Annotated in this window: 11 protein-coding genes and 1 pseudogene; 10 read left to right on the top strand and 2 right to left on the bottom strand. The window is 46.9% G+C overall.

Going from position 1 to position 13,230, the window contains the following annotated elements; genetic code table 11:
- Window positions 1-14: 14 nt before the first annotated feature.
- Together D479_RS07190 and D479_RS07185 are read left to right on the top strand one after the other, a co-directional pair.
- Window positions 15-497 carry a dUTP diphosphatase gene (locus tag D479_RS07190; protein WP_008635259.1) on the top strand — a complete coding sequence of 161 codons (483 nt, stop codon included), beginning with the start codon at window positions 15-17 and terminating at the stop codon, window positions 495-497.
- 84 nt (window positions 498-581) lie between these two features.
- Window positions 582-1,667: a M42 family metallopeptidase gene (locus D479_RS07185; RefSeq protein WP_008635258.1), complete on the top strand. Its 1,086-nt coding sequence runs from the start codon at window positions 582-584 to the stop codon at window positions 1,665-1,667.
- 40 nt (window positions 1,668-1,707) lie between these two features.
- On the opposite strand, the gene sspI is transcribed toward D479_RS07185, so the two are convergent.
- Window positions 1,708-1,923, bottom strand: coding sequence for a small acid-soluble spore protein SspI (gene sspI / locus D479_RS07180; protein WP_008635257.1), 216 nt, complete (start codon window positions 1,921-1,923; stop codon window positions 1,708-1,710).
- A gap of 104 nt (window positions 1,924-2,027) precedes the next feature.
- Here sspI and D479_RS07175 point away from each other — a divergent pair, with 104 nt between their 5' ends.
- The 3 genes from D479_RS07175 (at window position 2,028) to pheT (ending at window position 6,566) form a co-directional block, all read left to right on the top strand.
- Entirely contained in the window at window positions 2,028-2,762 is a 735-nt protein-coding gene (locus tag D479_RS07175; protein WP_008635256.1) for an RNA methyltransferase, read from the top strand.
- 326 nt (window positions 2,763-3,088) lie between these two features.
- Entirely contained in the window at window positions 3,089-4,123 is a 1,035-nt protein-coding gene (pheS, locus tag D479_RS07170; protein ID WP_008635255.1) for a phenylalanine--tRNA ligase subunit alpha, read from the top strand.
- A 16-nt stretch (window positions 4,124-4,139) separates the two neighbouring features.
- Window positions 4,140-6,566: a phenylalanine--tRNA ligase subunit beta gene (pheT, locus tag D479_RS07165; RefSeq protein WP_008635254.1), complete on the top strand. Its 2,427-nt coding sequence runs from the start codon at window positions 4,140-4,142 to the stop codon at window positions 6,564-6,566.
- Between the two features lie 49 nt (window positions 6,567-6,615).
- Here pheT and rnhC read toward each other — a convergent pair whose 3' ends face one another.
- Window positions 6,616-7,551: a ribonuclease HIII gene (rnhC, locus tag D479_RS07160; RefSeq protein ID WP_008635252.1), complete on the bottom strand. Its 936-nt coding sequence runs from the start codon at window positions 7,549-7,551 to the stop codon at window positions 6,616-6,618.
- 149 nt (window positions 7,552-7,700) lie between these two features.
- Between rnhC and zapA the strand changes: the two genes are divergently transcribed.
- From zapA to D479_RS07135, 5 genes and pseudogenes are all read left to right on the top strand, one after another.
- Complete coding sequence (zapA, locus tag D479_RS07155) at window positions 7,701-7,988, top strand: cell division protein ZapA (RefSeq protein ID WP_008635251.1); 288 nt, start codon at window positions 7,701-7,703, stop codon at window positions 7,986-7,988.
- Window positions 7,981-8,523, top strand: a complete 543-nt coding sequence (locus D479_RS07150) for a CvpA family protein (protein WP_008635250.1) — start codon at window positions 7,981-7,983, stop codon at window positions 8,521-8,523. Before zapA ends, D479_RS07150 begins: the two co-directional genes overlap by 8 nt.
- Window positions 8,524-8,624: 101 nt before the next feature.
- Window positions 8,625-10,344: pseudogene (gene polX, locus D479_RS07145) on the top strand (DNA polymerase/3'-5' exonuclease PolX).
- Window positions 10,345-10,365: 21 nt separating this feature from the next.
- The gene (locus tag D479_RS07140) at window positions 10,366-12,714 is read left to right on the top strand and encodes an endonuclease MutS2 (RefSeq protein ID WP_008635249.1); all 2,349 of its coding nucleotides are present in this window, start codon (window positions 10,366-10,368) and stop codon (window positions 12,712-12,714) included.
- A gap of 27 nt (window positions 12,715-12,741) precedes the next feature.
- A complete protein-coding gene (locus D479_RS07135) occupies window positions 12,742-13,149 on the top strand; it encodes a DUF350 domain-containing protein (protein ID WP_008635244.1) in 408 nt (135 codons plus the stop codon).
- Window positions 13,150-13,230 lie beyond the last annotated feature (81 nt).

Here is a 13,230-nt window from a genome sequence, read left to right as displayed (position 1 = left end):
AGAGGAGAATTTTAATGGAATGGAATCGATTGTATGACATGCAGCGAGCGTTGGATCAATATATTGAAGACCAGCACGACATTAAACAAGGGACAAAAACAGAGGAAAAAATCCTTGCCCTGCTAGTGGAAATCGGGGAACTCGCGAATGAAACCAGGTGCTTCAAATTCTGGAGTAGTAAAGGACCTAGTGAAAAAGAGGTCATTTTGGAAGAGTATGTAGACGGAATACATTTTCTGCTGTCGCTCGGCCTCGATTCAGGCTTTCATTTTGAGCCGGGTGCCTATATTTGCCGGGAAACGGAAACCGAGGCGTTTCTTAATGTATATAAAGCGGTGGAAGCGTTTCGGGAACAGAAGGACAAACAATCCTATCACGCACTGTTCCTTGGGTATTTACAGCTGGCAGCGACCATCGGCTTGACGGAGGAAGAATGGTTTCACGCCTATCTATCAAAAAATGAAGTGAATTACCAACGTCAAGACGAAGGATATTAAAGGAATAATAGACGCAATTTTTTGTGAAATCGCTTCAAAGAGGTTATAATATGGTTGGAATGAGTAAAGGAGGATGCAGTACATATGTCTAAAAGAGATGAAACGTTGAATATGCTTAAGGATTTGACAGATGCCAAAGGTGTGCCCGGAAACGAACGTGAAGCTCGCGATGTGATGAAACGTTATATCACACCATACGCAGACGAAGTATTCACGGACAATCTTGGCAGCCTCGTTGCCAAGAAAGTCGGAAATAAAAAAGGCCCGAGTATCATGGTGGCTGGTCACTTGGATGAAGTGGGCTTTATGGTCACCCGGATTGACGATCATGGATATATCTATTTTCAGACTGTGGGAGGCTGGTGGAGTCAGGTTATGCTCGCACAGCGTGTGACAATCATGACTCGTAAAGGCGACCTGACGGGGATCATCGGCTCCAAGCCGCCTCATATTCTTCCTGCAGAACAGCGTAAGAAAGCTGTTGATTTGAAGGATATGTTCATTGATATCGGTGCATCCAGCAGGGAGGAAGCAGAAGAGTTCGGTGTCAAGCCGGGGGATTCTGTTGTTCCATATTTTGAATTCACCCAAATGAAGAACGAGAAGATGCTCCTTGCTAAAGCATGGGACAACCGTATCGGATGTGCCATAGCGATTGACGTACTTAAGCAGTTGAAAGGGCAAAAGCATCCGAACATCGTCTATGGTGTCGGGACAGTTCAGGAGGAAGTAGGTCTTCGAGGCGCCCGTACTTCTGCCAATATGATCAATCCTGATATTGCTTTCGGTGTCGATGTCGGTATTGCCGGCGATACACCAGGTGTATCAGATAAAGAAGCTGCAAGTAAAATGGGAGACGGCCCACAGATCATTCTTTATGATGCCTCCATGGTTTCTCATAAAGGTTTGCGTGACTTCGTGACAGATACTGCAGACGCACACAACATCCCGTATCAATTTGACTCTATGCCCGGCGGGGGGACGGATTCCGGTTCCATTCACTTGAGCCACAACGGTGTACCTGCGTTGTCCATCACGATTGCGACACGTTATATCCATTCTCATGCTGCTATGCTCCATAGAGATGACTTCGAGAATGCTGTGCGTTTAATCGTGGAAGTGATCAAAGGATTAGATGCAGATAAAGTAAAAGAAATTACCTTCCAGTAAAGGGAAGAAAGCCAACCTGATTTTCAGGTTGGCTTTCTTATTAATTCGTCTGTCTTAACCCTTGCTCAAGCGTGTCCAGAATTTCCTGTCTTTCCTGTTCATCAGACTCTCTCCAAAGCGTCTCGAAGAAAACGCCAAGGCCTGGTAACGTCTTCTCTTCGCCTTTTTGCATAGCATCATCGATCGTCGCTTCCAGCTGCTCTGCACTGTGGCCGGTCACATTGGACAGAATAGCTCTTCTCAAATCCAAATTCATCGTAACATCCTCCTTGCTTATGCGTAATATTCCACCTTAGTTTGACCAACCCGGCCTTTGCTATGTATGATAGTTGAGAAATAACATGTAAATGAGGGAATAACATGCTGACTTCGGTACAAAACACCAAAGTGAAAGAATGGAAAAAGCTGCATAAGCGTAAATATAGAAAACAGACAGGTCAATTCCTGGTGGAAGGACATCACCTGGTGGAGGAAGTCCTTGCAAGTGATTGGACAGTCCTTGAACTCATAAGACGTGAAGGAACAGACTTTACAGCACCGCCCGAAATCAAGGTGACAGAAGTAGACGCACAGGTATTTGCTGCGGTTGCGGAAACGGAAACACCACAAGGCATTGCGGCGGTTGTCGAACAAAAAACGTACGAATTCCTTCCAGCGAAAAGGACCCTCATGATTGATGCAGTCCAGGACCCGGGTAATATCGGAACGTTGATTCGAACGGCAGACGCGGCCGGGTTTGATCAGGTTTTGTTAGGAACAGGATCAGTGGATCCGTTCAACGATAAGGTCATCCGTGCAACGCAGGGATCTATTTTTCATCTTCCCATCCTGACTGGTGAACTTACAGAGTTTATGGATGAATTAAAAGCGGGAGGTGTCGAGATCTGGGCAGCGGCTCTGCAGGAAGCAAAGCCCTATAAGGATATGAAGAACCCGGATCGAGTGGCGCTGCTGGTCGGAAACGAGGGCCAGGGAATTGCAGAGCACTTACTGGAGCAGTCCGAGAAGAAAGTCTACATTCCAATTTACGGCCGGGCTGAGTCATTAAATGTAGCCGTAGCCGGTGCTGTTTTGATGTATCACCTGCAAAGCTGAACTTGCATGAACGCTCATCTTTGACTATAATATATTCAGTTGAATGAAATATGTTTAATAAGCGTAGAAAGAGCCTAGTAGGTGAATGTAAATCGTTAAGAGGGAGGGAACGCCCTGGACTGTAAGTGTTCCCAACGTGTCATTCATTGAAATTTCACTCTGGAGCTTGACCTTTAATGGTCCGGATGCCAAGTCCGTTATTGTAATCGAAGTGGGCACATAGAATGTGTCAACAAGGGTGGTACCGCGAAACAACCATACAAGTCTCGTCCCTTTTTACAGGGAGGAGGCTTTTTTATTTTTATTCATAAGGAGGAGTTGGAGTCATGAAGGAACGTTTAGAACAGTTGAAGCAGGAAGCTTTGCAGAAAGTAGATGCTGCAGAAGCTGTCCAAGGGTTGAAAGATATCCGTGTCGAGTACTTAGGTAAGAAAGGCCCGATCACAGAAGTGCTGCGGGGAATGGGGAAACTATCCAAAGAAGAACGTCCGGTCATCGGACAGCTAGCGAATGATGTCCGTGAGAACATTGCTGCGGCAATTGAAACGAAACAAACGAAACTGGAGGACGAAGCGCTTGAGAAACAGCTGGAAGAAGAGAGTATTGATGTGACGCTTCCGGGACGACCTGTCCAAGTCGGAGGTCCTCATCTGCTTACAAGCATCGTTGAAGAAATCGAGGATTTATTTATTGGGATGGGATTTGAAATTAAAGAAGGTCCGGAAGTGGAGACGGATTACTACAACTTCGAAGCCTTGAATCTTCCGAAGGGGCACCCGGCACGCGATATGCAGGATTCTTTCTATGTGACGGAAGAGCTGCTGATGCGAACCCACACTTCTCCTGTACAGGCACGTACAATGGGGGCAAAAAACGGTAACGAACCGGTCAAAATGATCTGTCCGGGGAAAGTGTACCGTCGTGATACGGACGATGCGACACACTCCCACCAATTTACTCAGATTGAAGGACTTCTTGTCGATAAAGATGTGCGCATGAGTGACTTGAAGGGTGTCCTGAACGCATTTGCCAAGCAGATGTTCGGTTCCGACCGTGAAATCCGCCTACGTCCAAGCTTCTTCCCATTCACAGAACCCTCTGTGGAAATGGATATTTCCTGTAAAGTGTGTGGGGGTAATGGTTGTTCCGTTTGTAAAGGAACCGGCTGGATCGAAATTCTCGGAGGTGGAATGGTTCACCCGAACGTTCTGGAGATGGCTGGATACGATCCGAAAGAATATTCCGGATTTGCATTCGGTATGGGACCGGAGCGAATTGCCATGCTGAAATACGGAGTAGACGATATCCGTCACTTCTACACAAACGATATTCGATTTATTGAGCAGTATCATAAAGCATAAGGGGAGGAACTGAATCATGCTCGTATCACTAAATTGGTTACAAGAATATATTGATGTCAGCGCGTATAAGCCTGAAGAGCTGGCTGAAATTATAACGAAAACAGGAATTGAAGTGGAAAGCGTGGAGCCGGTAGCCGAGAATGTCACCGGTGTGGTTGTCGGACACGTGCAATCCTGCCTACAGCATCCAAATGCGGATAAACTTAACCTTTGTCAGGTGGATGTAGGAGAAGAAACGCTTCAAATTGTCTGCGGAGCTCCAAACATTGGAGAAGGTCAGAAAGTAGCGGTGGCTGCTCCGGGAGCTGTTCTGCCGGGTAATTTTAAAATCAAAAAAACTAAACTGCGCGGAGAAGTCTCCAATGGTATGATCTGTTCGCTTCAGGAACTTGGTGTGGATGAGAAAGACGTACCGAAGGAGTATGTGGACGGAATATTTGTGTTTCCAGAAGATGCAGAAGTGGGAGCGGACGCTGTTTCCCTTTTAAATCTCGACGATCTGATCATCGAACTCGGATTGACTCCGAACCGGGCGGATGCAATGAGCATGGCCGGTGTTGCCTACGAGGTAGCAGCAGCCATTGACGGTGAATACCAATTAGCAGAAGAGCACGTGGAGACATCGGATGAGAAAGCATCCGACTACATTTCTGTAAAGGTAGAGGATCAGGAAGCAAACCCGTATTACGGTGCGTTTGTAATTAAGGATGTGACAGTGGGACCTTCCCCGCTCTGGATGCGTAATCGTTTGACTGCGGCAGGCATACGTCCTATTAATAACGTTGTCGATATCACGAACTATGTCTTGATGGAATACGGGCAGCCCCTTCACGCCTTCGATTATGATCGTTTCGGATCGAAAGAAATCGTGACTCGTCGTGCAGAAGAAGGAGAAACGATAGAAACGCTGGATGGCCAGGAGCGCGAATTGAGTGCCGGCCACCTTGTCATTACGAATGGATCCAAGCCGCATGCCATCGCAGGAGTCATGGGTGGTGCGCATTCCGAGGTCCAGGATGATACAACGACGATTCTTTTGGAGGCCGCCTACTTCGCTCCGGCTGTTGTGCGTCAGGCATCCAAAGATCACGGCTTAAGAAGCGAGTCCAGCAGCCGTTTCGAGAAAGGTGTCGATCCAAACCGCGTGGAACGTGCAGGGAAACGTGCATGTGAACTTCTTGCCGAATATGCTGGGGGGACGGTACTGGACGGAGTGGTCCGTTTTGATGAACTCGACAAATCCGAGAAACAAGTAACCATAGAAACAGATCGTATCAACGCCCGTTTAGGTACGGAAATATCCGCCGGGGAAATCGCAGACATTCTTCGCCGTCTTCAATTCGGCTACGAGCAGAAAGAGGAAGTATTTACAATCTCTGTTCCTACAAGACGAGGAGACATCACGTCTTTCGAGGATATTCTTGAGGAAGTTGCTCGTATTTACGGTTATGACAACCTTCCGTACACGCTGCCGCAAGGCGCATCTCAGGCAGGCGGATTGACAACTCGTCAAGCGCTTAAACGTAAAGTGAAAGCGTACCTGCAAGGTGCCGGTCTGCATGAGACGATCACGTACTCCCTGACACATAAGAATAAAGTGCATCAATTGGTAAGTCCGGAGATTAAGGCAAAGGCGAAGGGTTCCGTAGACCTGGCTATGCCGATGAGTGAAGATCATGGATCCCTGCGTTTAAGTCTGCTTCCTGAATTACTGGAGTCTCTTTCCTACAACGTAGCGAGAAAACAGGAAAATATTGCTTATTATGAAGTCGGGACAGTGTTTGTTACTGAGGAAGAGAAAGTGACGAAACAGCCGGATGAAGTGCTCCGCGCTTCCGGAGCTTTGACAGGCCAATGGCTGGTTCATCCATGGCAGCAGGAAAAGAAAGCGGCCGACTTCTTTGTTGCAAAAGGAATGGTGGAAGGGTTGAGCAATCTGCTGGGTATATCTTTCACTTATGAAAAAGCAAAACTTGAGGATCTCCACCCAGGGAGAACCGCTGTTATCCGCTGTGGTGGGAATACTGTCGGTTTCATAGGACAAATTCATCCGAAGCTCCAAAAAGAGCTTGGATTAAAAGAGACGTTCGTCTTCGATATTAACTTAGAGGCACTGTTTGAGCAGTATGAAAAAGAAGAGACGTTCCGTGCTATTCCAAGACATCCGTCAGTATCAAGGGATATTGCTCTCGTCGTGGACGAAGAAGTGTTTGCCGGTGACATACAAGCTACCATTGAGCAGGCGGGATATCCTCTCGTTCAGAATGTTCAAGTATTTGACGTATATCAGGGAGAACACCTGGAAGAAGGGAAGAAATCACTTGCCTTCAATCTGCTTTACCTTGATCCAGTCCGTACGTTGAAGGACGAGGAAGTAGAAACAGCACACGAGAAGATCCTTGCTGCTGTAAAAGATCAGCATCAGGCTGAACTGCGTGGATAATATAATAGAAGAAAAGAGGAACCTCCTTTCCGGAGGTTCCTCTTTTAATTTATGGACGGACTAGTTTTTTCGCTTTCTGCGTGTTGGCGAAGTGCACCTTCGCTAATTCTTCCAGCTTTTCTTCTCCATAAGCCTCGATAACGGCCGCGGCGGCCTGATCGACTTTGGAAGAAGCTCCTTTCGGTATCGGTAGACCGGTATCGAATTCTAAAGTGTTCATTGCTTTAACGAATGCGGACCTTGCAAGGATCGATGCCGCTGCAACGGCGATGGAATAGCTTTCTGCTTTCGTCATGAAATAAACATTATCCTGAAGCGTAAAGTTCTCACTCTTCAAATGCTTTTGGTACACATGCGGCTCAGAAAACTGGTCGATAAGAATTCCATGCGGCCTTACCGGTGCTATTTTTTTCAGGAGCTTGTCCAGAGCCTGGTGGTGAAGCATGGTTTTCATTTTGCCCTGACTCCAACCTCTTCGCTGCCATTGATTATACCGTTTGTTTGGTAGTCGCAGAAGACTGTAGGGAATCTTCATCTGGACGATGTCTTTGGCCAGTTCAGTAATCTGTGGATCGGATAAGTGTTTGGAGTCCTTTACTCCAATCGCCTTCAGTTGTGGAACCTGCTCTGCTGTGACATAGGCAGCTGCTACGGTGATCGGTCCGAAATAATCGCCGGTACCCGCTTCGTCCGATCCGATATGGGAACTGGTGAAGAGGCTTTCTTCCGGGTGATACGCATGTCTGCCTGCCCCGGCTTTTTTGGAAGGTGCACTTGAGGTAATGGGAGATCCCCACTTGGAAGCTTCCTCCTCAGGTCTGCTTCCCTGGAATAATACTTTTCCTGATCGATAAGCGGTGATGGTGCATGCGCTTGTTTTAGCAGCAAAAACGGCATTGGCAGGTGTCGCTTTCGTCTGGCTTCTATAATGAGCTTTCATCTCTTCTATTTTGGTAGAGGTTACTTTTAGTACGACTTGGGGCATAAGGCATTCCTTTCTGTTACTTCTAGGATAGGAACAGTATAGCAAAGGGATTGGAAAAAGAGAACATTTGTGAAAAACATGTATATTGGTTTCCTAATTGTCAGCCTTCATGTTAATATAAAGTTTAGGATTGAGAGAAACTAGGGGGTATGAATGTGTCGCAGTCAGACCAAGAGAAAAAAAGAATTACAGTGGAGATCAACAGGAGATCTTACACTATAGTTGGTCATGAAGAGCCCCATCATATCCGTATGGTATCTAGTCTTGTGGACCAGAAAATGCGTGAAATCCATGAAGCAAACCCTAGTCTAGATACAGCAAAGCTGGCCGTTTTGACCGCTGTCAACACAATGAATGAGTATATAAAGCTGAAAGATGAGTGTACAGAACTCATGAACTATATTGATAAGATAGAGGAAGAGAAGGACAATGATTGATTTACTTATACTATTTCTATTGCTGATCGGAGTCATAACCGGGCTCAAGAGAGGCTTCATATTGCAATTATTTCATTTAATCGGTTTTGTGGTAGCTTTCGTTGTTGCTGTCATTTACTATGATGACCTTGCGCCTAAGCTGACGCTATGGGTTCCTTATCCGGAACTGCCGGCGGACTCTTCATGGGCCGTGTTTTTGAACGATCTTCCCCTTGAACAGGCATTTTACAATGCGATAGCCTTTGCCATCCTATTCTTCGGAGCAAAGATTATTCTTCATATTATCGCTTCCATGCTGGACTTCGTCTCCGAACTTCCGATATTGAGTTCCATTAATACGTTATTAGGCGGAATCCTCGGTTTTGTCGAGAACTACGTGATTCTTTTCATTGTATTGTATATAGCCGCACTCGTTCCCGCAGCAGGTGTCCAGAACGTGTTGGACAGCTCGATACTTGGGCAGCTGATTATAGAACATACACCAGTGTTTTCCGATCAGTTGAAAACACTGTGGATCGACCGTGTAGCCGGCTGATGAGACGTGTTTAGAGGAGATGCAGGTGGAGCCGCTATGATTTCGATCATGGCGGTTTTTTTATTCAGAAATAAAGATTATAGGAACAAGGAGTGGTTGGAATGGCCGTCGATAAGAAGCAAGTCATCAAATTACTGGAGACGATTGCCGTCTATCTGGAACTGAAAGGGGAGAACCCTTTCAAGATTTCCGCTTACCGTAAAGCCGCTCAGGCATTAGAGCGCGATGATCGCTCTTTAAGTGAAATAGATGATTTTACGAAAATGAAAGGGATCGGGAAAGGCACAGCTGCCGTTATTGATGAGTATGTGGCGGCTGAAACCTCGGAAACGCTGCAGCAGCTTCAGGCGGAAGTGCCGGCAGGCCTTGTCCCTCTTTTAAACCTACAAGGACTCGGTGGAAAGAAACTGGCCAAGCTCTATCAACAATTGGGCGTAACGGATGCAGAATCTCTGAAGGAAGCGTTGGAAAGCGGAAAGGTAGAGGCATTGGAAGGCTTCGGTAAGAAATCTGTCGAGAAGATGCTGAAGGCATTAGAAGACGCTCATTCCCGACCTGAGCGTCTCCCTGTTGCCGTCATGCTGCCGCTGGCTGAGAAAATTGAAGCATTTCTTGCGAGTGCAAATACTTTCCATCGTTATTCCAGAGCWGGCAGTCTCAGGAGGATGAGAGAGACGATTAAGGATCTTGATTTTATCATCGCTTCTGAAGACCCTGCAGCGACGAGAGACGAGCTTCTCGCTTATCCGGACATCAAAGAAGTTATCGCTTCCGGCGAAACGAAAGTATCGATTGTCGTCCATGAAGGATATGACATCGGCATCGATTTCCGCATTGTTGCTCCTGATGAATTCGTTACGACCCTGCATCATTTTACAGGGTCGAAGGATCATAATGTGGCCATGAGACAGCTCGCCAAAACAAGGAACGAAAAGATCAGTGAATATGGCATAGAGAATGCTGAAAGCGGGGAAATCCAAACGTTCGAAAGCGAAGAAGAATTCTTCCGTCACTTTGGTCTTCATTTCATACCGCCGGAAGTCAGAGAGAATTACGGAGAAGTAGAGCGGTTTAAAGAGCCCGTTGATCTTATTGAGTTATCCGATATCCGTGGGGATCTCCATATGCACTCGACTTGGAGCGATGGTGCTCAATCGATCAAAGAGATGGCCGAAAAGGCCCGTTCCAAAGGATACGAGTATATTTCCATCACCGATCACTCCAAGTATTTGAAAGTAGCCAACGGCCTTGATGAGGAAAGACTGAGGACTGCAGAGGGAAGAAATAAATAAGATCAATGCCGAAATGGAAGACTTTCATATTTTTGCAGGAGTAGAGATGGATATCCTTCCCGATGGTAGCCTGGATTTCCCGGATGAGTTTTTGCAGGAAATGGATTTCGTCATCGCTTCCATTCACTCCAGCTTTTCTCAATCGGCAGATGACATTATGAAACGGATGTGGGCAGCGCTTGAGAACCCTAACGTTCATATGATTGCCCACCCGACAGGCAGGCTGATCGGCCGGCGGGATGGGTATGCTGTAGATTTGGATGCATTGATTAAAGGCGCGGTGGAGACCGGAACCATTCTTGAGTTAAATGCTAATCCGAACCGGCTTGATTTAAGCTGGGAGTGGTTGATGAAAGCACAGGAAGCAGGTGCGAGTATTGCCATCAACACGGATGCCCACAGCTATCCGATGCTGGATCATATGAGGATCGGGGTAGGTGCGGCGCGTAAGGGCTGGCTCAGGAAGGATACAGTAATGAATACATGGACGAAACAACAGTTGATGGATAAATGGAACATCCATCAGTAGCAATAAAGGAGACGGTAATGCATGAATGAACGAATTCTCCGTACACTGGAATTCAAAAAAATTATTGATCAATTGAGCGGTAAAGCGGCTTCCTCGCTTGGAAAAGAGAAGACTGCCGCTCTTAAACCCTCTTCCGATTTGGGAGAGGTGCTGGTGAAGCAGCAGGAAACAGATGAAGCGGCACAGGTCCTGCGCTTGAAAGGACATATTCCTTTAGGGGGAATTTTTGATATTAAACCGAGTTTGAAACGGACCACGATTGGTGGGATACTCAGCGCCACCGAGTGCTTGGATATTGCCAGTACCATTTACGGCGGCCGTCAGCTCAAACGCTTCGTAGAAGAAATGGAAGAACCGGAAATGCCGATCCTTCGGGAAATGGTCCTAGGTATTGACCCGATGAAAGAATTGGAAGATGAGATCAGACACTGCATTGATGAAAATGGAAAGGTGATGGACGGAGCTTCGGATAAACTCCGTACCATTCGTTCTAAAATCCGTACGAATGAAAGCCGCGTACGGGAGAGAATGGAGTCTTTCACCAGGTCTAAGTCCAAAATGTTGTCCGATTCCATCATTACCATCCGAAATGAACGCTATGTCCTGCCCGTAAAGCAGGAATATAGAGGGTCGATAGGTGGTATTGTACACGACCAGTCTTCATCAGGAGCCACCTTGTTCATTGAACCCCAGACGGTAGTCGATTTGAACAATCAGCTCCAGGAAGCACGGGTACAGGAAAAGAATGAAGTGGAACGCATCTTGAAAGAGTTGTCCCAGACCATCGCGGAGTACAATAGTCCACTCTATGAAAACGTGACAATCCTGGGGGATATCGACTTTATGTTCGCCCGGGCTAAACTCGGTGCAAGTATGAAAGCGTCCATGCCAAAAATGAACGATAAGGGCATCATTAAGATGAAACAGGCCCGACACCCGCTCATTCCAGCCGAAGAAGTCGTTCCGAACGATGTAGAACTTGGAGAAGATTATACGTCCATCGTCATCACAGGACCAAACACCGGTGGTAAAACCGTAACGCTTAAACTGGTCGGATTATTTACCTTGATGGCTCAATCCGGTTTACAGGTGCCGGCTTTAGATGGCTGTGAGCTGGCTGTGTTTGATGAAGTGTTCGCTGACATTGGGGATGAACAGTCCATAGAACAAAGTCTATCCACCTTTTCTTCCCACATGACGAATATTGTTGACATCCTGAATCGTGTCGACCACCGTTCGCTCGTTCTGTTTGACGAGCTGGGTGCGGGGACGGACCCTCAGGAAGGTGCCGCTCTTGCCATGTCCATTTTGGATGAAGTCGTAAGAAGAGATGCCCGGGTTATTGCAACGACCCACTACCCGGAATTGAAAGCATATGGTTATAATCGCCCTGGTGTCATCAATGCATCCGTAGAATTTGACATTCAAACATTGAAACCGACGTACCGTCTTTTGATCGGCGTCCCGGGGCGCAGTAATGCATTTGAGATCTCCAGAAGACTCGGACTGGATGAATCCATCATCGATGATGCCAAGGGGCATGTCGGTGTCGATTCTCAGAGCGTCGAGAACATGATTGCCTCCTTGGAAGAATCCAAACGGGGAGCAGAAAAAGATTACGAAGAAGCAGAGCAGATGCTGGAGGAAGCAGAGAAGCTTCGTAACGAGCTTCAGGTTAAGTGGAACCAGTTTGAACAACAACGGGAGAAGCTTTATGAGAAAGCAGAAGCGAAGGCGGAGAAGGCGATTAGGAAGGCGAAAGAAGAAGCCGAGGAAATCGTTAGTGTAATCCGCAACATGAAGTCCCAGGCAGGTATGAAAGAACATGAATGGATTGAAGCCCGCAAGATGTTCGAAGAGGCACAACCGGAACTTACAAGCAAGAAACCTAAGGCACAGCCTGCCAAGCCTAAGCAGACGCAGAAGGAATTACAGCCTGGGGATGAAGTCAAACTTCTTACCCTCAACCAACAAGGTACCATCGTTGAAAAGACAGGCAAGAATGAGTATCAGGTACAAGTAGGCGTTATGAAGGTAAAAGCAAAACAAAAAGACTTGGAATTCGTCAAAGCCAAAGAACCGTATAAAGAAAAACCGATGGCTACGGTCAAAGGGAAGAGCTTCCATGTGAAAGCTGAACTCGATTTGCGCGGGGAAAGGTATGAAGATGCTCTTAATCGTCTGGAGAAGTATATCGACGACGCGCTTCTCGCCGGATATCCGACGGTGTCCATTATTCACGGAAAAGGAACAGGGGCGCTGCGTACCGGTGTTCAGAATTTCGCAAAGAACCATCGTAGTATTTCCGGACACCGTGCCGGAGGCATGAACGAAGGAGGCAGCGGGGTCACCGTCTTGGAGCTCCGTTAAACTTCAGTAGAGAAAGGAGCAGGAAGTATGGATGGTTTTTGGGAAATTACGCTTGTGGAAACCGCAGCCAGATACAGCGTCGTCGTTCTCTGTCTGGTCGTTTCCATGGCGGTATTCGAAGCAGTAACATCCTATAATAATTGGAAAGAGATAAAAAAGGGGAATATGGCCGTGGCAATGGCTACAGGGGGTAAGATATTCGGAGTGGCGAATATCTTCCGCTTCTCCATCCAGCATAATGACTCCTTGCTGATGACGATGGGGTGGGGCCTTTACGGCTTCGTTCTTCTGTTATTCGGCTACTTCATCTTTGAGTTTCTCACTCCCTCTTTTAAAATCGATCGGGAAATTGAAGAGGATAACCGTGCGGTAGGATTTATCTCCCTTGTCATTTCTGTCGGACTTTCCTACGTCATTGGTGCGAATATCATTTAAGGGGGAAGCCATGGAAACGCTGGCGAGAATATTGTTGGTCGTAGCTGCATTATTTTTACTTATTGGTGTCCTTTTCTTCAT

It is taken from the genome of Halobacillus sp. BAB-2008, assembly GCF_000328325.1.
In the GTDB taxonomy this organism is placed as follows: Bacteria; Bacillota; Bacilli; order Bacillales; family Halobacillaceae; genus Halobacillus.
The sequence above is the reverse complement of the archived record's forward strand: the minus strand, read 5'-3'. Positions and strand labels throughout refer to the sequence as shown.

Excerpts from the sequence above, each read along its gene's own strand:
- D479_RS07190 (WP_008635259.1), top strand. The coding sequence starts at position 15 with ATGGAATGGAATCGATTGTATGACATGCAGCGAGCGTTGGATCAATAT.
- D479_RS07185 (WP_008635258.1), top strand. The coding sequence starts at position 582 with ATGTCTAAAAGAGATGAAACGTTGAATATGCTTAAGGATTTGACAGAT.
- sspI (WP_008635257.1), bottom strand. The coding sequence starts at position 1,923 with ATGAATTTGGATTTGAGAAGAGCTATTCTGTCCAATGTGACCGGCCAC.
- D479_RS07175 (WP_008635256.1), top strand. The coding sequence starts at position 2,028 with ATGCTGACTTCGGTACAAAACACCAAAGTGAAAGAATGGAAAAAGCTG.
- pheS (WP_008635255.1), top strand. The coding sequence starts at position 3,089 with ATGAAGGAACGTTTAGAACAGTTGAAGCAGGAAGCTTTGCAGAAAGTA.
- pheT (WP_008635254.1), top strand. The coding sequence starts at position 4,140 with ATGCTCGTATCACTAAATTGGTTACAAGAATATATTGATGTCAGCGCG.
- rnhC (WP_008635252.1), bottom strand. The coding sequence starts at position 7,551 with ATGCCCCAAGTCGTACTAAAAGTAACCTCTACCAAAATAGAAGAGATG.
- zapA (WP_008635251.1), top strand. The coding sequence starts at position 7,701 with ATGAATGTGTCGCAGTCAGACCAAGAGAAAAAAAGAATTACAGTGGAG.
- D479_RS07150 (WP_008635250.1), top strand. The coding sequence starts at position 7,981 with ATGATTGATTTACTTATACTATTTCTATTGCTGATCGGAGTCATAACC.
- D479_RS07140 (WP_008635249.1), top strand. The coding sequence starts at position 10,366 with ATGAATGAACGAATTCTCCGTACACTGGAATTCAAAAAAATTATTGAT.
- D479_RS07135 (WP_008635244.1), top strand. The coding sequence starts at position 12,742 with ATGGATGGTTTTTGGGAAATTACGCTTGTGGAAACCGCAGCCAGATAC.